Here is a 25200-nt window from a genome sequence, read left to right on the forward strand (position 1 = left end):
GTCACCTATGGTTGGTCTCTCCGGCGGCGAGCATCCGCGAACTTTCTTGCGATGCCCTTAAGCGGCGCGGGGATTCGCGCCGGGCCACCAGCAGCGCCATCACCCCGGCCAGCTGCACGATGAAGAACGCCGCCATCGCCGGCACCACCCCCACCCCGTCCGCCAGGGCGCCCGCGGCGATCACCGGCACCGAGAAGCCGCAATAGGCATAGACGAAGAGCCCCGCCGTCGCCCGCGCGCGGTTGCCGGGCGCCAGGGCCGAGACCTCGGACAACGCGGCGAGATAGGTGAAGCCGTAGCTCGAGGCGCTGGTGAGCGCCGTGCCGAGCAGCAGGAGCGGGATCGACGGCAGCGCCGCGCCCGCGAGCATCGCCGCGAAGCCGAACGGGATCAGCCAGAGCCCCAGTGCAAGCGCCCGCGGATTGCTCAACCGGCGCGCAAGCGGCTGGCAGAGGAAGCCCACGAAGAGCGCGAGGAAGATCACCGGCCCGGACCAGCCCCCCAGCCCCTGCCCCTCGAGCACCAGCGGCAGGACCGAGATCGTCACGCCGGTCGAGGCCCATGTGAGCGCCATCGCCAGACCATAGGGCGCCGCGCCCGCCGGGAAGACCGGGCGCCGGAGCAGCGGCAGGCGCCGCACCGCGACCCGCGGCAGCGCGAGGCAGGCGGCGGCCAGCACCGGAACGGCGGCCAGCAGGGCGAGGAAACTGGCAGGCGCGAAGCCCGGCCCCTGCGCCATGAGGCTCAGCCCGGTCGCCAGCGCCCCGCCGCCGAACCCGAGCGTCGTGGCCGATGTCACGAGGAGCGCGGCCCGGCGCGAGCGCGCCTCGCCGGTCAGCTCGGTCATGTAGGCCGTGCCCGCGGTCGTGGCGAGCCCGGTGCCCACCCCCAGCAGGACCCGCGCGACAACCAGCTCGGCCCAGCCCGGCGACAGCACCAGCAGAAGCGTCGCTGCGCCGCTCAGGAGCAGGGCGCAGGCCACGGGCCCCCGGCGTCCGACCCGGTCCGACAGGCCGCCCAGGAAGATCAGCGTCGGCATGAGCCCCCCGACATAGGCCGCGAAGGCGAGCGTCCCCGCCATCGCCCCGACCCCGCTCGCGGCGAGGTAGGCGGGATAGAGCGGGGCCTGCAGGTTGACGGCGAAGGTGACGGTGAACAGGCAGAGCGCCAGCAGCGGAACGGCGTATCGGGGCATGATGTCCTCGGCGTGGAAATGTCGCTGCCGAGGATGCCGCCGACCCTCTGGCGCCGACAGGGCCAGTCCGGTACAGTTCGGCCGAACTGTACCGATCCACGGAGCCGTACAATGGAGGCACCACAGCTGTCACGCTCGGGCGAGCGGACCCTCGTGGATCAGGTCATGGAGACGCTGCGCACCCGGATCGCGGGCCGCCGGGCCGCGCCGGGCAGCCGCCTCCCCTCGATCCGCCGGCTGGCGGAGGAACTGGGCGTGTCGCGCTCTACCGTGGTCGAGGCCTATGACCGGCTGCTCGCCGAGGGCGTCGTGCAGGCGCGGCGCGGTTCGGGCTTCTACGTCGCGGCCCGGCTGCCGCCCTTTTCGCCCGGCGACAGCGGCCCGCCCCTGGCGCGGGAAATCGATCCCTTCCGCATCACGCGACAGGCGCTTGAAAGCCGCCGCATCCGCGCCAACCCGGGCTGCGGCTGGCTTCCCGAGGCGTGGATGCCGCGCGACGAGATCCGGCGGGGCCTGCGCAGCCTCGCGCGCCGGCCGGATGCGGGGCTGACGGATTACGGCACCCCGCTGGGTCTGCCGGAGCTGCGCGCGCTGCTCGCGGTGCGGATGGCCGACACCGGGGTCGCGGCGCATCCCGACCAGGTGATGCTGACGGAAAGCGGCACGCAGGCGCTGGACCTGACCTGCCGTCTGCTCCTCGAGCCCGGCGACCGGGTGCTGATCGACGATCCCTGCTACTTCAATTTCCTCGCCCTGTTCCGGGCGCACCGGGTCGAGGCGATCGGCATTCCGCGCACCCCGGCCGGTCCCGACCTCGCGGCCTTCGAAGCAGCGCTCGAGGCGCATCGCCCCCGGCTCTACATCACCAATTCCGGGCCGCACAATCCGACCGGGACGCTGACCTCGCCGGCCGTCTGCCACCGGCTCCTGCGGCTGGCCGAGGCGCATGACCTGCTGATCGTCGAGGACGACATCTTCGCCGATTTCGAGGACCGCCCGGCGCCGCGCCTCGCCGCTTTCGACGGGCTCGACCGGGTGATCCAGATCGGCAGCTTCTCCAAGACGCTCTCCGCCTCGATCCGCTGCGGCTACATCGCCGCGCGGCCGGAGTGGATCGAGGCGCTGATCGACCTGAAGCTCTCCACCTCCTTCGGCGGCGGGGCGCTGGCGGCCGACCTGCTGCTGCACCTGCTGAAGGAGGGCAGCTACCGGCGGCACGTGCAGGGGCTGCGCACACGGCTCGCCGGCGCGATGACCGCGCTTGTGCCGCGCCTGGCGGCACTCGGGATCACGCCGTGGCACCGGCCGGCGGCGGGCCTCTTCCTCTGGTGCCGCCTGCCCGAGGGGGTCGACAGCGCCGCCCTCACCCGCGCGGCCTGGGAGGACGGCATCGTCCTCGCGCCCGGCAACGCCTTCAGCGCCGGTCAGAGATGCGGCGGTTTCATGCGGTTCAACGTGGCGCAGATGCAGGACCCGGGGATCGACGGCGATCTGAGGGCGCTGCTGGCGGCGGGCTGATCCGGGTTCGGCAGACCGCCGAGGGCGCGCCCCGCGGGAGCGAACCGGACGCAAGGGCGCGCGACGGCCGACCGGCCTGCGGGTCCGCCTGACGACGGGCGTCGCCAACCTGCCGGCTGCCGGGCAGGCCCGATCGGCCGCGGCTCCGCCCGGCCAGTCGGCCATCGGCCGCTGGAGAGGCGCCGGCTTCTACCCGTCGGGCAGGAGTTCCTTCAGGCGCGCGGCGATCACCTGGTCCGAGAACGGCTTGTTGATGAACAAGGCCCCTTCCGGCAGGTCGCCCGGCGCCGGATCGACCTGGCCGGAGGCGACGAGGATCTTCACGGGCGGCCACCGCTCCGCGCATTGGCGCGCGAGGTCGAACCCGGTCTGTCGGCTGGGCGGCATCTGCACATCCGTGAACAGGAGCCGGATCGAGTCGGCATCACGCTCCAGGTGGGCAAGGGCCTCTTCGACATTGGCGGCCTCGTAGAGCCGGAAGCCGGCGTCGGAGAGAATGAACGATGCATCCATCCTGATGAGCGCTTCGTCGTCGGCCACCAATGCGAAGGGCTTGAGGTCTTCAGACATGGTGGCTTTTCCTTTTCGCTGTCGACCCACAACCCGCGAGGTGGCGGGTCGGGTTCCGTAGCTCCTGCGTCTTTCGTCTTGCGATGGTCCGACGGTTGCACTGCGGACATGTCGCGGCTCGGGCGCGCCCGAACGGTGGGGCGTGCAAGCCGGGCCCGCGCGGCTGGCCCCCGCGACCGCCGCATCCTTGATGCGCGGCGCCCGCCCCTCGGAAATCCGGGTGTTTGGTTGACGCATGCGCCGCGCTGATGCGCCCCCGCCGGGCACGGCGCGCGTTCCATGGCGACCGGGCGTCGCGCCCCGCTCTGCGAGGACGGCGGCCCGGGAAAACAGGTCCGTGCCCTCCGGGGCGATCTGCAAGGCCATGCCTGCGCGATCGGCAAGGACGGCGAAGCCGGAGCCCGGATACTCCGGACAGATGGAATGCGGAGCCTGGCAAGGGGCCCTGCGCCTTCGGCATCCGAGCCCTCGGACGAAGGCGCAAGGCTGTCTGGTGGTACCCGCGGCCGGCGTGTCAGGAAAGGCAATTTCACCAATGAAATCAGCGCTCAAGTGCCCCACGGGGCGCGAAATCTCGCGCTAATCAATACAACGGGTTAGCGCCATGGTGCCCCACGTATTCTGGCCGATCACCAGTACTTCCGCCGCTCCCCCGTCCCCATAAGATGCACGCCATCCAGGGCCTGCCCGCCGGCGTCCCAGAGGATGCGCATGTCCTCGGCCGCCTGTTGGCCGCACCGCGAGCACCACATCAGGCGCAGTATCGCGGCGCGCAGCCGGAGCTTCCCGCGAACCGGGGTCATCATTTGATGGCCGCAGCGGCAGTGGATGTGGTATGTGAGCATGCGGCGGAGGTGGCGCGCAGTAGACGGACAGTCAAGGCCGGTCCGACTTACCGCTGGGCTCAAGTCGAGCGCGCCAAAAGCGCGCTTGCTCAGCACTGAGCCGATAGCTAAAACGTATCGCCGTGACAGACACTCTAGAAACAATTGTCGGCGCGATGATCGCCGTAGGCGCGGTGGCGGTGCTCGTGTTGGATTCCGTCCTGCCTGACGGTCGAGCCAGCACATTGCTTAGGGCCGTCATGCTGCTCGCAACACCAATCGCGATGATCGCAGCATTGTACTACTTGCCCACCTAGCTAGTGGCAGCGCACCTTTTTTGGTGCGCAACTTCTTGCCCGGAAATTTGGCACCCACTTCCGCATGCACTACCTCGCCAAGGAGCGGCGCGTGGCCGACTTTCAGCGTGGCGCACGGCCCCGGTTCCTCAATCCACAACTTGGTGCCGGGGTCTCCTCTTCCAAGATGGCCGCGGCGACCGCAGAGGCTTGCAGTCAAGCATCGACATCGGCGGCTGGGCCTCCACACGGCCGCACCTTCACCAAGACGGTGCCAGCACAGCAATCGCTAACAGGATGGCCCCTACGCAGACAACGCCGATCGCCCCGCTTAGGCGCCTGTCCGTCAGGCGTAAGGCACCCCTCTCACCGAAGAAAAGTGCGATCAATATCGCCGCGAAAAGCCCTGCTACCAAGAATTGTGAAGCGCTAACACTCATGATACAACCTGAAGCTAAACATAGGAACCCGCACCACTACCTATAGTTTCCGACAGTATGCGGCAAGTTGCCAAGCTCCGGCATTCTCCTGGGTCCCCAGAGAGTGGCGCATACGGCATCCCTCGGTGCGTCGCTCGGCCCCGGCTGCTCGGCGAATAACCTGGTGCCGGGGCCTCCTATTCAGACTCGCGCTTCTTCGCGCGGCTCCGGCGCACATGCATCGCGCGGCGCGCCTTCTCGAACTCCTCGAGCACGCCCGTCCGATCGTCGGCCGGGTCAATCTCGCGGATCCCCTCGTGGATGATGACGGTCGCGCCCTTGCGCTTCAGCTGGTCGAGCATCCAGTCGACATCCTGCGGCGAGACGCCCAGGCACAGCAGGCTGGCGAAGTGCACGCGGTCTCCGGCGCTGAGGTTGCCAAGTAGGAAGTTGCGCTCGTGCAGCTGGCTCTGCGGCCGCGTGGCACGGGCCGGGAGATCGTCCTCCCAGACCGTGCCGCCATTGCCCAAATCAGCGCCGACGTAGCCCATGACCTTGAGCTGCGTTTCGCGCGAAGGCCGACCCGGCCCGGTTAGAACATAGCCCCAGATGACGCTCTCCATCGTGACTTTCTATACACTTGCTTGCACAAGTGTCTTGCGGTCACTTGTTGCACAATGTTATGCAATAGGCAAGAAGGTGAAGCCGAGGAGGCGCCGATGCCCGAACCGATCCAGAAGCAGTACCGGCAGGCGATGAACAAGATCGCCCGCGCGATCGACGAGGCTTTCAACGGGAAACGGAAGCCTGGGCGCAAGCCAACCGTGGGCTTCATCCTGCTGACGGCCGAGTTCGGAAAGGTCGACGGCGGCCGGGTCAACTACATCAGCAACGGCGAGCGCGAGGACATGATCGCGATGATGCGGGAGTACCTAGCCCGCGTCGAAGGCCGATACTCAGAACCCACCGACCGGCCGCAGTGAGCCGATCCAGCTAACCCGGAGGCCCCAATGGCTGACGTCACCGGTCCCATTCAAACCCTGCCCGGAGCGGGCCACGCCGTCCCGCCGGGCACCATGTGCGACGATCACCCCGACCGGCCGGCCGTCGCCCGCATCCAAGGCGAAACCGACAGCTTCGGCGCGGAGCTGATCGACTGCTGCGCGGAGTGCAGGGACGCGCTGCGCACATCAATCCGGGCACCGCAGGACGGATGGTGCGACTGGTGCAAGACGGTGGCGGAGGACGTCCGCGATCATCGCGACTTTGAGGAAGGCAGCAGCGGGCCGGTCTACTCAGTTTGCGCCGGATGCCGAGTCCGAGAGCAACAGCGCCTTGAGCGCGAAGATATATACTACGACTGAATCCAACAATCCCGGAGGCAACGATGACCGACCGCCCGATCCTGTTCTCCGGCCAGATGGTCCGCGCGCTCCTAGAAGGGCGGAAGACGCAAACGCGACGGGTGATCAAATCCCGTGGCTTCCCGCCTCAATTCTGCGGCGGCAGATACGACGACAAGAACGACCCGGAGTGCTGGGGATGGGAGGACTTCGACCGCGGCGAGTGGATCACGCTCGACCAGTGGCGGCGCTGGACCTTCGTTCCCTACGCCCCCGGGGACCGCCTCTGGGTGCGGGAAGCGTGGGCCTCGATCGACGCATGCACCCATAACGACCCGGGCTCGCAGGCGCTTGTCGACCGCGGCTTCTATCGCGCGGACCACCCGGTCGACTGCGGCGACGTCTCGCGCTGGCGTCCCTCCATCCACATGCCTCGCTGGGCCTCCCGCTTGACGCTGATCGTGACCGACGTTCGGGTCCAGAGGGTGCAGCAGATCAGCTGCGACGACGCGGTGGCCGAAGGGGTCGAAGTCAATCCGGCTGGTGTTGTCCTCATCGACGGGGTCGCGCACTCCGGGAAGGCCGCGTTCCGCAAGCTCTGGGATAGCCTCAACGGCCCGCGCGGCTTCGGCTGGGACGCGAACCCGTGGGTCGCCGCCTACACCTTCACCGTCCACCACCGGAACATCGACGCCGCCGCTGCGGCATGATCCAGCTAACCCCGGAGGCACGAAATGAACGGCATCGAGAGCATCGCCGCAGAGCGCGCGCGACAGGTCGAAGAGGAGGGCTGGACGCCCGACCACGACGACGAACACACGGACGGCGCGCTGGCGAAGGCCGCCGGCTGCTACGCGTGGGCCGCGGCGCAAAGCGACGGCTTGCGCGGGGTCTTTGTCACGCCGCCGCCGACGTGGCCGGAAGATTGGTCCGTCGAGTGGTGGAAGCTGAAGGACCGCCGCACCGACCTCGTCCGCGCCGGCGCCCTGATTGCCGCCGAGATCGACCGCCTCGACCGCGCCGCCGCGCGCCTGTCCAGCTAACCCGGAGGTCGGCATGCCGAAATCCTGCACATCCTGTCACTGGTTCGAAGCTGATTTCGAGGACACCAGCGACGGCCACTGGATGACCCGTCCTTACGCGGTCTGCCGCGCTCGCAATGGGGTGTCCAACCTGCGGCAATTCCCATTCACAAAAACCGACTGCGGCGAACACAAGCCGAAGTCCAGCTAATCCGGAGGCGCCTATGGCTGACGTGACCGGCCCCATTCAAACCCTGCCCGGAGCGGGCCACGCCGTCCCGCCAGGCACCATGTGCGACGATCACCCCGACCGGGCGGCCGTCGCCCGCATTCAAGGCGAAACCGACAGCTTCGGCGCAGAGCTGATCGACTGCTGCGCGGAATGCAGGGACGCGCTGCGCGCAGCAATCCGAGCGCCGCAGGATGGATGGTGCGACTGGTGCAAGACGGTGGCTAAAGGCGTCCGCGATCATCGCGACTTTGAGGAAGGCAGCAGCGGGCCGGTCTACTCAGTTTGCGCCAGATGCCGAGCCCGAGAGCAACAGCGCCTTGAGCGCGAAGACAGATACTACGACTGAATCCAACAATCCCGGAGGCCGAGATGGCCGAGTTCGCCAAAGGCACGACCGTTACCGCCGCGCGAAGCCGTGCAGAGATCGAGGACATGCTCGGCCGCTTCGGTGCGGACGGCTTCATGTCGGGCCGCGACGGGCGCCATGTGGTTGTCGCGTTCAAGGCGCGCGGCCGGCAGATCATGTTCCGAATGACGATGCCCGACCCCGCCGATCACTACTTGACACCGACGGGCAAGCAGCGGTCCGACGCGGATGCGCGAAAGGCGGCAGACGCCGAGGACCGACGCATGTGGCGCGCGCTGGCGCTTTCCATCAAGGCTAAGCTGGTCGGAGTGGAGGACGGCATCGAGAGCTTCGAGCAGGCCTTCATGGCCCATGTCGTCATGCCGGACGGGCTGACCCTTTCCGATCACATCACCCCGCGGATTGCCGAAGCCTACGATACGGGCTCGATGCCCCCGCTTCTGCCACCGCCCGCGAAATCCAGCTAACCCCGCTAGTTTTTGGCGGCTCCAGGGCGTCCAGTTCTATCCCAGTCTACGAGCTGCTTCTTTGCTTCACGCACCAGCGCCTTGGCGGCGTTCAACTTTGGGTGCACGCCGAGTGCCTCAACGTGTTCGAGCACCTCGTCTAGCGGCTTCTCCACGGGATCAGATGCAGGCAGAGAGGCGCTCTTTTTCGGGCGTAGGGACATAGCGTTGATCTCCTTTCCTCCGAAACATGACATTTGGGCCCGGAACCTGCAACTTGGCCCAGCAGGTGATCGCCGAAGTCCACCTAACCCCGCCTAATAAGGGCTTTAGCTTACTCGGTTTTTTGGCCGATATACGCTGCCGAGACCATGGCTGCTGCGGACTGGCTGGCTCTTATCTTCCTTCCATATCGAGCAGGCATCTCCGGTGACGTCCACCGACCAGCCACCATGATAGATGTAAGATCGCAGCCCAGCCGCAGCGCGTCATGTACGCCGCCGATGCGCGTGCTATGAGCCGACACGTCCGCCCGGTTTGTACACGTCTTTAGGATGCGCGATAGAGAAGATGGATGAAGTGGAGCGATCTTCCCGTTCGGTTGCGATTTTGTGAGAATGGGGTCGTCCCTCCGCAGGCCAGCGACTGCGATCCACGCGAGTACGGCCTCCGTCCCGGGGCCGGAAAGGTAGGCATACGCTCCTTGACCATAGGGGTCTGTCTTCGACCGGTGTACGAATAGCAGGCTTGAGCCATCGGATTGACGTTCGATGTCGCGAACCCGAAACGCCACGATCTCCGAGGCGCGGCACCAACTGTCAGTCGCAATCCAGAGAAGCGCCTTGTCCCTCATATCCCGCCGGCTGGCTCCAAGCTTCGCTATGACTGCGAGGACATCTGCTTTGCCGAGCGGTGGTGCCTGCCCAATTGCGGCCCCGTAGGTGCGTTTGACCCCCATAAGCGCGAGCTCGACCAGTCGGTGGCGACATGGATTAGGATAAAAATGGGAACGGTGCAGTTCAGAGATAGCCCAGAGCCTGCACTCGATCGTTGTGCTTTTAATCTTGCCCCCCAAGAAGTCGACGTACTCAGCCACAACGCGAGGATCGACCGGAGGCTTAGGATTGTGACCGTTCTCCGTGCACCATGCGACAAATAAACGGATGATCATGCGGTAATTTCGCAGTGTGGAGGGCGCGAACGCGGCCTCGCTTCGCGCGCGATACTCGGCCATCAGTTGCTCTCGATGCTCAAGAGGCGCTTGAGAGATTTGCACGACCGTAGCCTGCCGCTCATTCTCCCGGTCAAATTCGCGGTGTGCCATCGAATTTCCTCGAGCGGAGCGATCGGAGAACCGTCCCATAGCCAAGTGATTCCTGCACTCGCAAGCTGTTAACCAAATCTTAAGATTCTTCTGCTTTGCTCAATGTCGTGGCACATCTCGTGCGGAAGGCGAAATGCGAAGCAAGGCAGGAGGCCTCAGCGAAATGGTATTTAGACGTTCGGGAGGACGGCCCAAGCGGGATGAGGCGTGTGCACTGCTCGACGCGCCATCGCTACGTCGGGTGCCTACTAAATCTGATATCTCAAGGGTGCTGCGTGGGATGTTCAGGGACGCCGAGGTTCGAGGGCAGCGCCACATAGACGTCGTGGCATCCAAACTCGAACAAGCAGCCGATGGAAACGGTGGACAAGAATACCGCCTGCCATTGTGCTTCGATGCGATGATCGAAGAGTTGTGGACCGACGACGAAGTCCTGCATTGGCCACCATCAGTGGCAGCAGCCGAACTGGTGATCCGATTTAGGCTTCCGCGCCACTGATACCGATTTGCTGAACACCTTGGCCGCACAACGTCCTAGCGGTCGCGGCACCGACAAACCCTCCGCGGCGCTACGAGCCAAGCGGGGCCGATCTACCCCTGCTCGTGTTTGGCTCCGCCAGGGCGTCCGGCTCTATCCCAGTCAACGAGCTGCTTCTTCGCTTCACGCACCAGCGCCTTGGCGACGTTCAACTGTGGGTGCACACCGAGACTGTCAACGTGTTCGAGCACTTCGTCTAGCGGCTTCTCTACGGGATCAGAGGCGGGGAGAGAGGCGCTCCTTTTCGGACGTAGGGACATAATATCGCGTCTCCTTTCCCCCGAAACATGCCATTCGCGCCCAGAACCTGCAACTTAGCCTAGGAGCATGCTCAGCAAGTCATTGCCGAAGTCCAGCTAACCCCCGGACACCCGTTCCAGGGTTCAATCGTCATCCAGCCAAGGTGGAGTGGCGGCAGAAACGAAGTTACACTCTTGCCCTGAAAGCTGGAGAGGAGGCGGAACACATGGCCCGACGTAGCCTGAAAATCACCCTGCACCAGGTAAGTGTGGTGCTGTGAGGAACGGACCTACAGGCATCGAAATCCACGATGCAATCGAAGACCTCAAGACTGAGTTGAGTGAGGGCGAACCATTCACGGATGCCCTCTTGGGCGACGTCGCAAAGGACCACAGATTAAAACCGGAACTCTTGCGGCGGAAGTTCGAGGACGAAACCGGACAGAGGCCAGAAGATTATGCTGCCCCTGCCAAGGTGAGCCACGAACAGGCTATGAGGCTGCGGGGGCGCCAACTTGAAAGTCGGCTCGATCCGGTGGCATACAGCTTCTTTCGCCACTTGGAACCGAAAGTGTTCGGCCGAATTATCAATTTCGAGGGGCGCAAGCTCATGGCCGTGGCCGTGACGGGCGACCTCCATTGCCTCGACTGGGAAACCGGACGTGAAGTTCAAATCGTCTGGCAAAATCGCAACGAAGCCCACGACAACTTGAACCGCCTGATACGTGGAGAGGCAATCAGCGGACGCCTCAAAGGCTGATCCGCAAATGGCCCGGAGGGACCACAATGGCGCTGCGAAGGATGAGTCTGCTAACCGACCTCGAGCACGAGCTATGGCTTCTGCTCAAGGAGATGCAAACCCAGCACGACATCGACCCGTCCGATGCGTACGCCTACTTCGAACAAGCATGGGGCTAGGTCGGCGACGAATGGGGCTAGCGAGCACCCGGAAACTAAATCCAGCTAACCCCGGGCCGTGGGATGTCCGGTATGCGGACTTTTCTGCCGTTCGCCGCAACTGCTCGATCAAGGCCGCGTCCGCGGACCGATCGCTGGTGGAGCGGTCACTCCGCGGCTTGGGGCAGATGCTTCGGCAGGACTCCCTCGGCCTCGGCCTCCGTGCGCAACCATTGGCGGAATGCGGCGATCTTTTCCTCATCGGCACGGGCTTCGGGGCAGGCAATCGCGTAGATCGACATGGGCAGCGTCGTCACGTCGAAAAGGCGCTGCAATCGGCCTGACTCGATCGTGCCGCGGACCACCGCGTCGTAGGCCAGAGAGACACCCTGATGCTGCTCGACCATCGTCGTCGACAGCTCGCAGTTGGGATAGGTCGGTCCGGGCGGAAATTCCGCCCCGGCAAGGCCCGCCTCGGCGAACCATTCGGACCAGGCATCGTCAGTCTCGTCGTAGAAGAGCGTGAGGCGCAGCAGATCCTCTGGATGCCGGACATCCTCGCGCTCCCGCAGGGCCGGAGAGATCACCGGATACCGCGCCGAGGCCATCAGAGGCTCGACACGCAAGCCGGGCGTCGGGCGGTCGGACCACTGGATCACGACGTCCGCATCGTTGGTTGCGAAATCGAGCGACGGCGCGCCGTTCGAGACCCGCAGCCGAATGTCGCGGGCGAAATCGAGCCTCGGCAGGCGGGGCACCAGCCAGCGCGCGGCGAAGCCCGGCGTCGAGAGGACACGCAGGGTCCTCGGCGCCCCGCGCACGGCGTCGGTCTCTTCGAGAAACGCGTCCAACAGGTGCGTCAGCTTCCCGGCATAGGCCTCGCCCGTGAGGGTGAGCGCGATCCGGTTGCCCGAGCGCTCGAACAGTTGCGTGTCGAGAAAGCCTTCCAATGCCTTGATCTGATGGCTGACAGCCGAGGGTGTCAGGCAGAGCTCGTCCGCCGCGGCCTTGACCGACATGTGCCGTGCGCTGGCCTCGAAGGCGCGGACGGCTGCGAAGGGGGGAAGCTTGCGTCCCATCTTTTCCGCCTGAATTGAGCTCACGCCAGCCTGAAAAGCGATCGTTCGGTGACGTTAGGGAACCAGCATAGCATCGGGATACCAGATCTCAAAATCACATACCGGAGGGACCGATGCACCGATCCCGTTTCGCCGTGGCACTCGCCACGGCCCTCATCGCCTGGTGCCCGACGCTGCCACGCGCCGAGATCCCGACACCGCCATTGGTCGCCGAGTGGCGACAGGCGGAGAGCATGACCATGCTCGTCTCCACGCTCGACGCATGGCTCGATGCGCGAACAGACGTGCCACGCCGCGCGACGTCGCCGAACGTTCGTCTCGTCAGCGAGTGGCAGGCGGCCGCGCGGCAGGGGTCGACGGGGAGTTTCCAGCGCGGCCGTCTCAGGGGGCTCTACGACCCGGACCGATCGGAGATCCTCCTGGTGCGTCCCTGGGACCCGCGCGAAGCAGGCGATGTCGCCGTGCTGCTGCACGAACTCACACACCATCGACAGGCATCGCATCACTGGTATTGCCCGGCCGCACAGGAGCTGCCGGCCTATCGGTTGCAAGAGGCGTGGCTTGCGGAGCAAGGGCTTTCCGCCGAGGCGAACTGGATGGCCGTCGTGCTCGACGCCGGATGCACACCGCGGGACATTCATCCCGATTGAAGGCCCGGATGGCGCGGCGGAAGACCTGCGGCGCGAAGGACCGCCAGAAAAGAAGGTCCCGTGCCGCGGCTTTTCGTCGGCTGTCAGGCTCGAGAGCATTCAGAGAGGCAATCACCTTGGCCCGCCATCGGCGTGGTCGTGCGTCCGTCGCGCGACACTCCGTCACGGCGTGCAAGGCGGCTAAAACCGTGGGATATCGGTCGCCCGAACGCGGAAGGCTTCGCCGCGTTTGCGAAATCGTCCCGGCGCCCCGCTGTCGGTTTGGGGCTCGAAGCCGACTTTCGCTGCAGTCCAACTAACCCCCCGGAGGTACGACATATGAGCGTATTGATCAGTGGAACTCTTTCTTCAGGAGAGATCACGACCGAAGAGCCTACCTTTGCACTGCGCTATGCGCGGCGAAACGAAAACATGCATTACGAAAACATGCATTGGGCTCTCGTGCTCCAACAAAAATGGATTATCCGGAAGGGCGATGAGGTCCGCGCAGAATGCGCGCGACATCCCTACGGTCGACGAGTCAACCTAACCCCGCCTCAGCGACGCGCCATCTTTCGGTCCCGGGCCGCCTCGAGCTCCTCACGCTGCGCATCGGCCGCGAAGCACAGCAGCGCGAATGGCAGGGACAGCGCGGCCACCAACCAGCATATCCAGATCAACGGGGCATGCCATGTCAGGCTCCGCTTTGAGTGATCCCGCAGGCCTGCCGCTGGTTGGCCTCGCCAGTAGCGCGGGCGGCGCCTCATGTCGGCTCGATCGACGAGGCAAGCGTGATTGTCCCGTCGACCTGCAAGCGCCTCGGACCGGACAACTCGGTCCAGATGTTCAGGTAGTAGGTTCTGCCTTCCTTCAGCAGAGCAATATCCGGGGCCTCGAGGCGGATTTCGAAGAGCCCGGTCAGGGCATCCGCCAGCGTGATCTTTGCGGACGCGTCGTCGCTGGCGAATTGAAGGAGCGGATCATCCCCGTCAGTGCGCGCGAAAGTGAGGTACACCACCTGGCTCTCCGGGCTGTCGATCACAGCTCCGTCCGGCTCCTTCGCGAAGAAGTCGATCGAGAGCGGCTCGCCCTTGTGGACGGTGATGATCTTGAGTGTGCTGGGCATCAAAGGCCTCCGATGATGAAAGCGATGTCGTTCGGACCGCCGACACTCACCACCGGCGGCGCGGGGCGTCCGGTAATCGAAAGGCCCGCGGCAGGAGCGCCGGAAATCTCGATGACGACGAGCGACGGCAGGGACGCATCGCGGACGACGGGCGAGCCGACCTCCGAGGCCGTCACGATGCTGAAGGCCGAAAGGCTATGCACTTGCGTCAGGACCGCGGCTCCGACCTCGGCACTGACACCCAGGACCGCAGGAGTAAGGTCGTGGCGCTGCGCGATCACAGGCGCACCGACGAACGCAGCAATCTCAACGCCGACCCCCAGAAGGCCCGAGAATGAGGTGACGACGGGGGTCCCGACCCGGGCAGACGCCTCCACACCAGTCGCGGCAACGATGTGATCCTGCGTCAGAGTAGCGGACCCGATCTCCGAAATGATCGGCAATCCGGTGGGAGCAAGGGAATGAACCTGGGCGACGCCGACCGCGCCGAGATCCGCGACCCCCTCAAGGCCAGCCGCGGAAAGAGCGTGCCTTTGCGCTATCGCCGGTGAGCCGACCTCCGCTTCGACCTCGACTCCCTGAGGGACAGTCGCCTGCCCTTGGCTAATCGTTGGCGCCCCTAGCTCGACCGAGGCATCGAACCCCGCCGGAGTCAGAGCATGCCTGACCGAGAGCTCGGCCGCGCCAACCCCGGCGACCACCACCAATCCCGCGGCCGTCAGGGCGTGTGTCTGGGCCAAGGCAGTAGCCCCGATTTCCGCCGGCGCCGATACACCAACGGCTGTCAGGCTGACACCGGAGGACGGAAGGCTCACCCCGGGCGGGAGGTCTGCCTCGTCGAACACCACGCCGCCGTTCTCGACGGTGAAATGGTTGCCGTTTCCGCTGTCGTCATTGCCGACAGAGGTCAGGCCGCGCAGGGCGTAGACCAGTGCCGCCTCGGCAGCCGGGTCGAAGGCCTTGGCCTGGCCGGTCGTGGTGTCGCATCCGAGTTGGTCTAGCGTCCAGAGTCCATCGACAAGTGCAAGACCGAAGACCTTCACCTCGGTGCCATCGTCAGTGAAGGCGGTGCCGGCGTCGTCGCCCAAGGCGTAGTGGCGGCCATCGGTTTCGATGCGAGGCCCGCCTCCGCCCGAGGAATTCCCCTCTGCGGTCTCGTACCCAAGCACCGCGTCATAGGCTTCAAGCACGACGTCGTTCACGCCACCGCTGATGTCGAGGCCCATGCGAACGGCGAGGAAGACCCACTGCCCGACGGTGTACGTCGTGTAGAACCCGCCCGATGAGGTGTTCGAGTATCGCGCCGAGACACGGCCCGTGCTCGCATTGATGAAGATCTGACACCCGCCGTTGTCGTCAGCCCAGATCGTGTTGTTCGTGTTCCCGCCCGGATCTTTGAAGGCGAAGAACACGGTAAAATGCGCGGCCGCACCCAATCCCGGCACGAGTGCAGCGGAGTGCATGCCAGTCGCGGGCGACTGGCTGACCGAGGAAAGGGTGCGACCGGTGACGCTCACGGGGCTTAGCTCGGGTCTCTGAGAGTCGCCACGGCGAAAGCGCCCGTGCTGAACGTGTTCCCGGCGATCACCGCCTGCGTCGAGGCGAGGGCACCAGCTGCGACAAGCGTGTCGGAGCCGTTCGAAATGGCCCAGTGCGAAGCGGTGCCGGTGGCGCCAACGGTGCCATCGGTCACCGCGGGACATGTCACCTTGCGCCCGTCGGTATCGCCGTCCGCCGGGCCGGTCATGGTCAACCCGGTCTTCGATCCGAGTTCAACCGCCGCGATTCCCGCGTAGTTTGCGGGCTCGGCGGAGCAGATGTGCAGGACGGTCCCGGTCGAGACGATCCAGTCGAGGCCACCGTCGAGCGCCTCGTCGTTGAGATAGGACATGACGCCCCTCCTAGATGATGATGCAGAAGAGCCCCGCCCGCAGGCGAGACCGGCGGACCGGCCTTGCGCCGATCAGAACCGCCGTGCGCGCGGCAGGTGCTCCGCTCAGCGCAGACGCTGGTCGGAATAGTCGATCGAAGTGGTCGCGGGCGCTTTCTCCACGAAGCCGGGCAGCTGGTCGAGAGCCTTCCGGACGTACCGCTCGGCCAGGCGCTGCAGGATGAAGTTGTCCGGTGCCAGCTTCGCGATCGCGTCCGGCACGCTGGCCTTTGCATAGGCGATGGCCTCTTCGACCAGCATGTCGGCCGCCTTGGAGGGCCCGTTCTGCATTGCGGATTCGACACCCGACATCATGGCCGAGTGCAGGGCCTCGCGGTGCTTGGCTTCGATCTCGATGCCGGTCCAGCGCTTCAGCTGCGCGGCTGCGAAGGCGATTGCCGCCGTGATGATGATTCCGAGGATCTCGAGGATGTACGGTTCAAGCGCGTCCATCATGGCGCGTCTCCTTTCGGTGGTGGTGAGGCTCAGGCCTCGTTGGTGGAAAGCGCTCCGGTCGCGGCCGACGGCGCGGCGACATGGTTGAAGCCCGGCGGCACGCGGACACCGAGCAGCCGGTCGCGGTCGAACCAGGTCTCAGTGACGTTGTCGGACTGGTTGCCCCCGATGCCCCGGATGGCCGTTCGGCTCTGACCGGTCACGATGAAGACGTGGCCGTTCCAGCTCTTGGTCTTGTGCGTCCGCCACAGGACGCCGACGCCGCCGAGGGGCGGATTGTCGGCATCGGCCTCGTCGCCGTATTCGAGCCATGCTCGGGCGCCGAGACGGTTGAAATCCTGCGGGACGTTCGGCGCACCGGCCGACATGCAATGCGCGACGAACAGGCCGCACCACGGCACGTCATCACCGGGATACCACTGATCGAGATCCCGGGCCCAACCCATGATCGTCGGATTGTTCGCAGCGCCCGGCGCCTCCCGGGTGCCCAGCAGGCGCCGGGCCTCGGTGAGCCAAGCCGGATCATTCCCGACCGCCACCGGCGCGGGAGCCGGCTTTGCCTCGGCGGAGAACAGGGTCTCCAGCGTGATGGGTCCGGGGAACTCTCGGGCGCGGAGGCCGTGCGCTTCCTTGAAGTCGATCATCGCGTTTCGCGTGCCGGGGCCTTCCTGCCCATCGACACGCAGGCGGTAGTATCCGAGATCGGCAAGGCGCGATTGCACCGTCGACACGAGGTCAGACGTGAACGTCATGGTGATCTCCATGCGAAAAGGCCCCGCGGGCGGAGCGTAGGTTTCAGATTGTGGAGAGGGTCAGTCGGCTTTCGGGCCGGTGTAGAGCTCGGAGCAGTAGGGGCCGAAGTCAGCGCGCGCGCGACTCGGCAGCTCCGCCACGTAGCTCACGCAGAGCCGGAACGGCGTATTCGGAACCCAGCACGGGGCACCGATCCAGGCGTCCCAGGACCAGACCTTGGGGCTCTCGGTCGTGGGTCCGTAGTCGCCTGGTCCCTGACCGCCGCACAGCCTGGTCCCGCGCTCCCCCTCAACCCAAGCCTTCCATGTCGCGTGGAGCAGGGTCGGTGCGGTGACCGAGTAACTGACGAGCGGCTTGCCTTCCTTCGGCGCCAGCACCTCAACATGAGCCTCAACCCATGGCCGGGACCGCAGGTGCTCGTCGTAGAGGCGCTCAGCCGGGTCGATACCGACGAGAATCACCAGCGCGACCCCGACACCCACGATCAGGGTACGGAACGCGTTGGCGTTCGGCGTCCCCTTCTCAGCTCGCATCCCGATCATCCTTCTCCGCCTCCCGCTTGTCGATGACGCGCTCGATGAGGGTCACCGCGATCAGTCCGGTCATGAATGCCGCCGCGCAGAGCGTGCCGAGCTTGCCGTCGAGGCCCGCCGGCATCTCGCCGATCCATGGCTCGAGCACCTTCGGCCCCAGCTCCCCGAACGCGAAGCTGGTGGCCGCTCCGACGAAGATCACTCGGAAGCCCTCCCGCCACGTCGTTCTGAGCGTGGCCGATCGCACCGCGCCGCCGAGGGCACCAAAGAAGGCGAGGAGGGCGGAGCGGTCGTTGAAGATCTGCCCGATCAGGTTCGGGTCTTTCGTCGGATCGGACATACCGCCTCCCGATTTCGATGTGGGTGCCTTACTCGGGCCAGGTGATGTCGGGAATCTCAGCCACAGCCTCCGCCGGGGACGGAGCCGCACGCTCGCCGGCTTGCACATCCGCCAGCATCGCGAAGGCGGCCTGCCACACGCTGTCTCGCCAGGCGACGAAGGCCTGCGCTTCTGCGGCCCACGGGCCGACCGTGCTGGCCACGTATCCGGCCAGCGCCGCCGCGCTGTTGTAGTTGCGGGACCGCGCGGTCGCCTCGACGTGCGCGTCAATCGCTGCGGTCACGGCCACTCGGATCGCTTCGGCTTCTGCCGCCGCCTTGTCCTCGGCCGTCACCAGCTGGCTCAAGTCGATATTGCTCACTCTTCGGCCTCCTCATCTTCAGCGGGCTCGGGGTCAAACTCACTCAGGTCGACAGGGCCGTCCGGCACACCCATGCGTGGCGCAGGGCTCCATGCCGCGGCCGGTGCGCCAGCCTGCAGGCCGACAACGATCGGCAGGCTGAGCGTCCCGTCTTGGTCGCGCTCGACCGGGCCGTTGATGAGTTCGCAGGACACGGCGCCGAACGGCAGGGTGGCCCCGGCCGGAACGATCGAGAAATCGAACGCCTCGCCGTTGATGGTCAGCGTGTCCCCGGAAACTGCGAGTGTCAGAGCGTCGTCGCGGCGCTGTGCGGTGAAGATGATGTTCATGGTGTGCTCCTCAGAACCAGCGGCCGACGGCGAGGCAGCGCGCAGCGGCACTGTTCCCAGCGACAAAATCGGGGAGACCGGTGATCCGGTAGAGCGCGATCGTGGCTGATGTCGCGGTCTCGTTCGATGGCGCGCACTGACCAACTCCGGTCAGACCGGGCGCGGCGGAGTTCACCGAGTTCATGTCCGGCGCGGCGCTAACAACCTGCAGCGCGGAGAACGCAGCCGGATAGGTCCATGTCGCCGAGAGGTTCGATGCCGCGACATTGTTCAGCGTCAGGATGTGGGTGCAGATCTGTGTGCCGTCTGCCAAGCGCACGTACTCGCCGTTCGCGTTACTGCCGCGCTCGATCAACGCGCCGGTCGGCACGCCGCCGGACTGGCTGACAGTGCCGAGGATGCTGCGCATTGCAGCGGTCCCGGCCGCTGTCACGACAGGGATCTTTGCCCCAGACGACCCGGCAAGCGCAAGGATGGCCCGCGCAGCAGGCGTCAGGTCAGACACGGTCATCGCCCCGGCCCCAGTGAAGTAGGGCACCTTGTCCGCCGCACCGGACAGACCGGCCAACGCGCTGATGTTGCCGTTTTGGAGTTCCTGCAGCAGCTGGTTCGCCGCGACCAACGATCGGACGTTGTCGTCCAACAGCATGATGTCGTAGTTCGCCCCGGTCTGGGCCGCGCCCGGCCATGCGCGTGCTAGGGTGATCGAGGTGTTGCTGTTCACCGCCCCGATCAGAACCGAGAGGCCCGCGAGCATCAGCACATCCCCCGCTCTGATGCCGGACGTAAGCCACGAAGTACCATTACCCGTGACCGTGGTCCCGGTGGACCCGACGGAGACTGTCCCTGCCGAATAGGTGCTGTCACTCATCGTCAGTCTCCTGCTGTTCCGCGGCCTGCGCCTCGGCTTCCTTTTTCAACTCGTGGATCGCCTGCGCTTGGATCAGAACGCGGTTCCTCAGCCATGCAATCTCGGCTCTCATCTCGGCCATGGATACCTCCGGAGAGATCTCAATTGTTGTCGTGCTCATGCTCACCTCTTGGCCGCCAAGGCCCATATGTTTGAGAAAATCACGCCGGAACCCCCGGCGTTCACTATTGCCGCGCGAACAACCACAGGATCTCCGGTAACTCCGCCGCGTGCGAACGAAACGTCGAAGCGACGCTTACCTGGCTCAAGCGCCATCTCGGCCTGTGTAAGCTGAGCTCGCAGCACCCCCGCAATGTAGACTCGCACGGCAAAGTTATTCGGCATCGACGATGAGGAGGCATTCAGCAACAGAGTCAGATTACCGATCACTTTCGACGCCACCAGTTTGGTCGGAAGCGTTACGGAGCACATCTCGGTCTCGGTGCTGCTGTTATTCGTGACTACCTCGGACCCGCTGACGTCCATCACTGTCAGCGCGTCTTCCTCTAGACTCAACGTCCTGACGCGGGCGTCGGCGATGTAGACCGTGCCGCCATCGATGACGAAGGGTGCCGCGACTTCAACCCCGCCGCCGCTCGCGACAATAAATCGATCCGCCTCCACAATGACCCGGCTTTCGTTGCTTGACGAGGTCTCCAGAAACAGCGCGGCGGTTCTGTTGGTCCCCTCCTCCTCGTCCACGGCGGCCATCAGACCGATGCGCGACTGAGCGCCATGCTGATCGACGCTCGCGGTGGCACGCAGCAGACCAGAGGCCGACAGGTTCCCAACCGTCGCGCTGACGCTGGTGACGCTGTCGGAGAGGGCCGTAATACTGTCGCCCTGGCTCGTCACGGTTGTCGATAGGGCGTTGAGCGCCGACGTGCTGGCCTTGGTGTTCACCGTCGCGGTGAGGCTGGTGATCGCCGAGGTGTTGGCCGTAATACTATCGCCTTGGTTATCGACCACGGTGTACAGTGATGACAGCGCCGACGTGCTGGCCTTCCCCACCAACGCTGCATTGATCGAGGTGATGGCGGTGGCATTGGCCTCGATCCCGCTCTCATTGTCATCCACCCGCGCAGTGAGCGATTGCAGCGCAACCGCCGAGGCGAAATCTGGGACCGCTGCCTGCAGCAACGTCACCGACTGGCTCAGGACCGAGACGCTGCTATCGGTCGCGTCGATCCGAGTGGTCAGGGTCTGCGCCGCCGAAGCGGTGTATTCCCGCAACTGCTGCCGAGCGAGTTGATCGGCAGAGAGCCCTTCAATTGCCTGGGCAGTCAACTGCCGGAGCGACGATTTCAGCGCCCGAATTGCCTCTGACTGGATAACCTGCGATCCGTCACCGTCTAGAACCTGCGTTGATAGCGTGTCGACGGCATCCGCGAGCGCCTGTAGCCCCGTGGCCGGGTCTTCGACCTCTGACTGCAATGCGGTGAGCGCGGTGCCGGTGGCCTCCAGCCCGGTCTCAGTATCGGTGACCCGAGTTTCGAGACCGCCAACTGCGGTGGACAGACCGGAGACGTCGCCCTCCGCATCGGTCAGCCGGGTGTCCAGCTGGGTGATATCCGACGCAAGAGCGGTGTCGGCCTCCGTCACAGCCTGCTGCAGCGCGGTCAGATCAGCCGACGATGCGCCGGGTGCCGGACGGCCAATAGCGATCCAGTCGATGTCGATCAGGTTCCCGACGGCATTATCGGCCAGGTCCAGTCTTACGCGATCTACGGTACCGGTCCACGGCACGGTGACAGTGACGAGGCCGACGTCATCCGTCCAGGTGGGTTCCGGAACGGAGACACTCCGCCCTGCAGCCCATCCCTGCCCTGCAGCTTCCCACCAGAGCGTGCCGGTCCATGTCGGCGCTCCGGTCCTGACTACGCGGAGTCGAAGCTGAGAATACCGAGCCGCATCCAGCGCCATGCCCGCAGGCGAGATGACGTAGCCGCCAGCGCCGTCCGCAGGGCGAAGGAAGCCCCCCATCTGCCACACAGGGTTGGACGGCGAACCGGCCCAGCCCTCGGCCGTGGCGTCGAAGTGCCAGATCGCGGCTATATCGAATTGCGTGGCCGCCCCGACCGACAGGTTGGCGATGGTCTGTGCCAGCGCATTATCACCGTCCACAATTGCCTGCTCTATGGTCGTGATTTCAGCCGACAGCTCAGCCGTCTCCGCCTCGAGGGAGGTGAGCCGCAGGACCGCAGCGAATTCGCCATCTGCCTGTGCTGAGATCAGTTCGCTGAACGCCGCCGAGACACCGTTGATGGACGCGGTGAGGGTTCGCCGGATTTCCTCGCGCGCCAGATGATCAGCCGCCGCCAGTTCCACCGCCTGCGCGGTCAGGTCGCGCACGGTGTCCCGCGTCGTCCGCCATTCATTCGCAAGCGCCGAGGCATTCGCAACCCGTTGTTCCGTCTCCGCCGCCAGACCCTCGGCGATCTCAGTCAGCGAGCCTGGGAGGTCTTCGAGCCCACCCTCGATCCAGTCGTGCAGGCTCTCCAGATCGCCCGCCAGATCGGCCTCGAAATCGGAGAGGTTGAACCCGACATCCGGAGTGACGACGGTGCTCCAAACTGTCCAGAGCGCGCCCTTCCGAGAGAGCGCCCGGCCCCGCACCTCGTATTCAGTGGCCCGAAGGATGCCTTCCGACACGATGATCTGCCCGGCCGCGAGGTCCTGCGTCGTGCCGCTCTCGATTTCCGCACCAGTGGCCTTGACTCGGATCAGCCAAGCGATGCCGTTCGCTACGATATCGGGATCCCACATCATCTTGATCGCCGGGCGACGCGAGACGCCGCTGGCGTCGGTGATCGCCACCGCCGTCATCGCCCAGCCGTCGATCCCGTCAATCGTCGGCGTCGTGATGTACCGGGACGGTGGCGTCGGCACGTCTGCGTCGCTGGCCGGGTCGATGTCATAATCCGACGGATCGCGCTCCCGAATGAGCAGCGTCGAGAGCAGCGTCTCGGGGTCGATGACCTTCCGCACGACCTCGAAGAGTTTGTTCGTGTAGCCGTTGTGCGCGCTGGTCCAGGAAAGGGTGCCCAGCGGGACGAGACCGAGAGCGTCCGGGGGCAGCGTGACGACGTGGACCCGGAACCGGCGGTTATCCTCGGCCAGCTCGCGCATAAGCCGGCGGACCTGCGTGTCGAACCCGACGGCGTCGAGCTGCAGGTCGGCCACGAGACGCCGGCCGCCGTCCTCCGCCTCCCACGTCGCGTTGTAGATGGGCACGGCGTCCGTTGGGTCCCAGCCGTTCTCCGGGGACGGATAGACCGCGTGCACCGCGTTGTAGGTCTCGGCCAGCCCCGGGAAGGGCTCATAGTCCCGCGGGCTCGAGACGATCAGGTCCTCGTCGCTGATCGACAGCGTCGGCAGGTCCGGCGCACCGACGGAGACGTGCCAGTAACCGCCGAACTCGACCACGTCGCCGCCGCAGGCACGCATGAGCTCTTCGATGACCGCGAGGGGCTCCTCGTCGACCTTGACCTCGAGGCCCGCACGGTAGCGCTTCTCGGTGCCACCGCCGTCGAGGGGGACATCCTCGTCGCAGGCGTTCATCGCGGCGAACCACACCGAGAGCGGCAGGTCGGCAGGCGCGGCGCGCATGCCCCAGACGCTGCCGTCGGGCAGCTCGATCCCGCGCAGGATGTTGTAGACCATCACGACCGGGTTCTCGGTCCACGCCCACGTCGCCTTGTCCGTCCACCGGTGCGCGCCCGAGCCGCCCACGGTGGTGTCGAGACGCGGATCGTAGAGCGGGATACCCTCGGCCTCGAAGCGCACCCGTGGAAGCCCGGAGAAGACCTCCCGGTCGTACATGAACGTCAGCACGACATAAGGCACACCGCGCAGGATCATGTCGGCGGACCAGGGCCGCTCCGGATCGCTGCCGTACCGGTCGAGCAGCTCGGGATCGGCCGCCGTCTGGCTGCCGTCGTGGAATTTCAGCCAGGCCCGGCCGGCGAAGCGTCCATCGGCGGTCGGGCCCCAGCCGTTTGGGCTCACCGCGCCGTTGAAGTTGACCGCCTCACCGTCGATGTAGACCTTCGTCAGGCCCTCGATCGGCATGTCGGCCAGGTCGATCACGTAATTGAGCGTGCGGTTTTCCTTGCCATGCGACATCGGCGGCGCGACGAAATTGCCGCCCGTGGCGTAGCGGCCGAGGATGAAGCTCTGCGCCATCGTCTCGCCGGAGGAGGTGTAATCCGTCTTGATGCCGGGCGCCTTCGAGCTCTGCTTCGGCTGCAGCGCGCGGGAGAGCGCCGACAGGGCCACACCGACGATGATCCGCGTGATGGCCGAGGCGACGGTCGAGGCGAAAGCGGTGCCGCCCAGGGCCGTCGCGATGGCGGCCGTGACCGGGTCCGCGCGCGCCGGCGTGCTGAGGCCGACAGCCAGGACCGCGGCGAGGAGGAGACGACGGATCATACGCGGAAGGCCCTTTCGGCGGCAATGAGAGGCACGGTGCCGAGACCGCCTGAGATGTGCAGGACGTAGACGCGAGCGCCTTGGACGATGCCCAGGCCAGCCCGATCGCCCTCCGGCACAACCGCAAGGTCGCCGAGCCGCGCATGTGCGACCGGGACCTCATCGAAGAGTGCGGCGGCGAAGGAGACGTGATCGGCATGACCCGCCGCGCGCAGCGCGCTGATGCCGCCCTCGATCGTGCTGTAGCTCCCGCGCCAGTCCGCCGCCGGGTCCTCGCCGGTCATGGCCTCGATCGCGCCAGCCGCAAACAGCGCGCAATCGAAGCGGCCGGGCCGCAGCGGACGATCGAAAGACACGGCGATGTAAGCCGCGAGGCGCGACCTCCAATCCGGAAGACGTTTCATCAGTGGCCCCGGCTCTCATCCCAAGAGGCGCCACCGGTGGCGCCGGCGGGCTTGTTCGGGGTTGCCGCGACGGGCGCGGCCGGCACGTGGCGCTGCTCACCCCACCAGACCGGGATGCTGCCCGCGACGGCCGCGTAGCGGCGGCCCCGGTCGCCGGAGCGCTCCTGCTGGGCGCTGTCGGACTTCTTCAGAGGAAGGGTGCGCGTGCCCTCGCGCGAGGACGACGCCAGCGTCAGGTCGCACTGGTAGCCGGAACTGCCGTTCTCGAGCGCCGCCTCTCGGAACACGAGGTCATCGATCCACCCGGTGAACGCCCGCGGCGTGCCGACGAGCGCGTTGGTGATCGGATCGAAGAGAGCGAGGTGGACCTCGACCGGCGCCAGCCGCGGCTCGTACGTGCGGAGCGCCTGCTTCACTTCTTCCGTCACCGGCCCCATTGAGAGGCGCTGCATCTGGACAATGGTGCCGGCCTCATATGGCAGCTCGCGCAGCGCGATGAAGCCGCCCGCGCCGAAATAGTCCCGGCTCTGGCCGCCGATGGTGAAGGTCGCGTCGTCATCGCCGGTCCAGAACCCCTGCGTCTGCTCGGCACCGGTGAGGCGGTTCTTGGCCTCGATCCAGATCAGCCAGCGCGCGCGGATATCCGGGCGCCCCGCGAGGAACGCCTCTGTCGAGGGATCGAGAAGCAT

General features: G+C 65.9%; 29 protein-coding genes. 9 read left to right on the forward strand and 20 right to left on the reverse strand.

Features of this window, described 5'->3' with window-relative positions; translation table 11 throughout:
- Position 1: 1 nt before the first annotated feature.
- Positions 2-1195 carry an MFS transporter gene (locus Q344_RS0106925; protein ID WP_036538426.1) on the reverse strand — a complete coding sequence of 398 codons (1194 nt, stop codon included), beginning with the start codon at positions 1193-1195 and terminating at the stop codon, positions 2-4.
- A gap of 111 nt (positions 1196-1306) precedes the next feature.
- Between Q344_RS0106925 and Q344_RS0106930 the strand changes: the two genes are divergently transcribed.
- Positions 1307-2713, forward strand: a complete 1407-nt coding sequence (locus tag Q344_RS0106930; RefSeq protein ID WP_051630337.1) for an aminotransferase-like domain-containing protein — start codon at positions 1307-1309, stop codon at positions 2711-2713.
- A gap of 189 nt (positions 2714-2902) precedes the next feature.
- Here Q344_RS0106930 and Q344_RS0106935 read toward each other — a convergent pair whose 3' ends face one another.
- Positions 2903-3283: a response regulator gene (locus tag Q344_RS0106935; protein ID WP_028286062.1), complete on the reverse strand. Its 381-nt coding sequence runs from the start codon at positions 3281-3283 to the stop codon at positions 2903-2905.
- Positions 3284-5019: 1736 nt separating this feature from the next.
- Positions 5020-5445: a hypothetical protein gene (locus Q344_RS0106950; RefSeq protein ID WP_028286063.1), complete on the reverse strand. Its 426-nt coding sequence runs from the start codon at positions 5443-5445 to the stop codon at positions 5020-5022.
- A gap of 96 nt (positions 5446-5541) precedes the next feature.
- Here Q344_RS0106950 and Q344_RS0106955 point away from each other — a divergent pair, with 96 nt between their 5' ends.
- The 6 genes from Q344_RS0106955 to Q344_RS0106980 all read left to right on the forward strand — a co-directional run bounded on the left by Q344_RS0106955 (position 5542) and on the right by Q344_RS0106980 (position 8253).
- A complete protein-coding gene (locus tag Q344_RS0106955) occupies positions 5542-5805 on the forward strand; it encodes a hypothetical protein (RefSeq protein ID WP_028286064.1) in 264 nt (87 codons plus the stop codon).
- Between the two features lie 27 nt (positions 5806-5832).
- A complete protein-coding gene (locus tag Q344_RS0106960; protein ID WP_051630338.1) occupies positions 5833-6186 on the forward strand; it encodes a hypothetical protein in 354 nt (117 codons plus the stop codon).
- 23 nt (positions 6187-6209) lie between these two features.
- Entirely contained in the window at positions 6210-6875 is a 666-nt protein-coding gene (locus tag Q344_RS0106965) for a hypothetical protein (RefSeq protein WP_028286066.1), read from the forward strand.
- Positions 6876-6899: 24 nt separating this feature from the next.
- Positions 6900-7208, forward strand: a complete 309-nt coding sequence (locus tag Q344_RS0106970) for a hypothetical protein (RefSeq protein ID WP_028286067.1) — start codon at positions 6900-6902, stop codon at positions 7206-7208.
- A 203-nt stretch (positions 7209-7411) separates the two neighbouring features.
- Positions 7412-7765: a hypothetical protein gene (locus Q344_RS0106975; protein WP_051630342.1), complete on the forward strand. Its 354-nt coding sequence runs from the start codon at positions 7412-7414 to the stop codon at positions 7763-7765.
- 23 nt (positions 7766-7788) lie between these two features.
- Positions 7789-8253, forward strand: coding sequence for a hypothetical protein (locus Q344_RS0106980; RefSeq protein ID WP_028286069.1), 465 nt, complete (start codon positions 7789-7791; stop codon positions 8251-8253).
- 313 nt (positions 8254-8566) lie between these two features.
- On the opposite strand, the gene Q344_RS25510 is transcribed toward Q344_RS0106980, so the two are convergent.
- Complete coding sequence (locus Q344_RS25510) at positions 8567-9556, reverse strand: site-specific integrase (protein WP_084178322.1); 990 nt, start codon at positions 9554-9556, stop codon at positions 8567-8569.
- Positions 9557-9818: 262 nt separating this feature from the next.
- Positions 9819-9995 carry a hypothetical protein gene (locus Q344_RS26045; RefSeq protein WP_156954636.1) on the reverse strand — a complete coding sequence of 59 codons (177 nt, stop codon included), beginning with the start codon at positions 9993-9995 and terminating at the stop codon, positions 9819-9821.
- A 708-nt stretch (positions 9996-10703) separates the two neighbouring features.
- Between Q344_RS26045 and Q344_RS26050 the strand changes: the two genes are divergently transcribed.
- Positions 10704-11093, forward strand: a complete 390-nt coding sequence (locus Q344_RS26050; protein WP_156954637.1) for a hypothetical protein — start codon at positions 10704-10706, stop codon at positions 11091-11093.
- A 304-nt stretch (positions 11094-11397) separates the two neighbouring features.
- On the opposite strand, the gene Q344_RS0107000 is transcribed toward Q344_RS26050, so the two are convergent.
- Positions 11398-12309 (reverse strand): LysR substrate-binding domain-containing protein, encoded by a 912-nt coding sequence (locus tag Q344_RS0107000; RefSeq protein ID WP_028286071.1) that lies wholly within the window; start codon positions 12307-12309, stop codon positions 11398-11400.
- Between the two features lie 113 nt (positions 12310-12422).
- Between Q344_RS0107000 and Q344_RS0107005 the strand changes: the two genes are divergently transcribed.
- Positions 12423-12959 carry a DUF6647 family protein gene (locus Q344_RS0107005; RefSeq protein WP_028286072.1) on the forward strand — a complete coding sequence of 179 codons (537 nt, stop codon included), beginning with the start codon at positions 12423-12425 and terminating at the stop codon, positions 12957-12959.
- 742 nt (positions 12960-13701) lie between these two features.
- Here Q344_RS0107005 and Q344_RS0107015 read toward each other — a convergent pair.
- From Q344_RS0107015 to Q344_RS23310, 14 genes are all read right to left on the reverse strand, one after another.
- Positions 13702-14064, reverse strand: coding sequence for a hypothetical protein (locus tag Q344_RS0107015; RefSeq protein WP_028286073.1), 363 nt, complete (start codon positions 14062-14064; stop codon positions 13702-13704).
- Positions 14064-15581 carry a hypothetical protein gene (locus Q344_RS0107020; RefSeq protein ID WP_156954638.1) on the reverse strand — a complete coding sequence of 506 codons (1518 nt, stop codon included), beginning with the start codon at positions 15579-15581 and terminating at the stop codon, positions 14064-14066. The genes Q344_RS0107015 and Q344_RS0107020 overlap by 1 nt, the downstream gene beginning before the upstream one ends.
- A gap of 5 nt (positions 15582-15586) precedes the next feature.
- Positions 15587-15955: a hypothetical protein gene (locus Q344_RS0107025; RefSeq protein WP_028286075.1), complete on the reverse strand. Its 369-nt coding sequence runs from the start codon at positions 15953-15955 to the stop codon at positions 15587-15589.
- A 105-nt stretch (positions 15956-16060) separates the two neighbouring features.
- Positions 16061-16450 (reverse strand): hypothetical protein, encoded by a 390-nt coding sequence (locus tag Q344_RS23285; protein WP_051630343.1) that lies wholly within the window; start codon positions 16448-16450, stop codon positions 16061-16063.
- A gap of 29 nt (positions 16451-16479) precedes the next feature.
- Positions 16480-17214 (reverse strand): NlpC/P60 family protein, encoded by a 735-nt coding sequence (locus Q344_RS23290; RefSeq protein WP_051630344.1) that lies wholly within the window; start codon positions 17212-17214, stop codon positions 16480-16482.
- Between the two features lie 48 nt (positions 17215-17262).
- Positions 17263-17736, reverse strand: coding sequence for a hypothetical protein (locus Q344_RS0107040; RefSeq protein ID WP_028286076.1), 474 nt, complete (start codon positions 17734-17736; stop codon positions 17263-17265).
- Complete coding sequence (locus Q344_RS23295; RefSeq protein ID WP_051630345.1) at positions 17726-18076, reverse strand: hypothetical protein; 351 nt, start codon at positions 18074-18076, stop codon at positions 17726-17728. Before Q344_RS23295 ends, Q344_RS0107040 begins: the two co-directional genes overlap by 11 nt.
- A 28-nt stretch (positions 18077-18104) precedes the next feature.
- Positions 18105-18437 carry a hypothetical protein gene (locus tag Q344_RS0107050; protein ID WP_028286077.1) on the reverse strand — a complete coding sequence of 111 codons (333 nt, stop codon included), beginning with the start codon at positions 18435-18437 and terminating at the stop codon, positions 18105-18107.
- Positions 18434-18766, reverse strand: coding sequence for a hypothetical protein (locus tag Q344_RS0107055; RefSeq protein WP_028286078.1), 333 nt, complete (start codon positions 18764-18766; stop codon positions 18434-18436). The genes Q344_RS0107050 and Q344_RS0107055 overlap by 4 nt, the downstream gene beginning before the upstream one ends.
- Positions 18767-18776: 10 nt before the next feature.
- Positions 18777-19637: a hypothetical protein gene (locus tag Q344_RS25025; RefSeq protein ID WP_051630351.1), complete on the reverse strand. Its 861-nt coding sequence runs from the start codon at positions 19635-19637 to the stop codon at positions 18777-18779.
- Positions 19630-19797: a hypothetical protein gene (locus Q344_RS26055; RefSeq protein WP_156954639.1), complete on the reverse strand. Its 168-nt coding sequence runs from the start codon at positions 19795-19797 to the stop codon at positions 19630-19632. Before Q344_RS26055 ends, Q344_RS25025 begins: the two co-directional genes overlap by 8 nt.
- A 2-nt stretch (positions 19798-19799) precedes the next feature.
- Positions 19800-24107 carry a phage tail tip fiber protein gene (locus tag Q344_RS25030; protein WP_051630353.1) on the reverse strand — a complete coding sequence of 1436 codons (4308 nt, stop codon included), beginning with the start codon at positions 24105-24107 and terminating at the stop codon, positions 19800-19802.
- Complete coding sequence (locus Q344_RS0107080; RefSeq protein WP_028286079.1) at positions 24104-24511, reverse strand: DUF6950 family protein; 408 nt, start codon at positions 24509-24511, stop codon at positions 24104-24106. Before Q344_RS0107080 ends, Q344_RS25030 begins: the two co-directional genes overlap by 4 nt.
- Positions 24511-25200, reverse strand: a complete 690-nt coding sequence (locus Q344_RS23310; protein WP_051630355.1) for a GPW/gp25 family protein — start codon at positions 25198-25200, stop codon at positions 24511-24513. The genes Q344_RS0107080 and Q344_RS23310 overlap by 1 nt, the downstream gene beginning before the upstream one ends.

It is taken from the genome of Pseudooceanicola nanhaiensis DSM 18065 (genome assembly GCF_000688295.1).
Taxonomy (GTDB): domain Bacteria; phylum Pseudomonadota; class Alphaproteobacteria; order Rhodobacterales; family Rhodobacteraceae; genus Pseudooceanicola; species Pseudooceanicola nanhaiensis.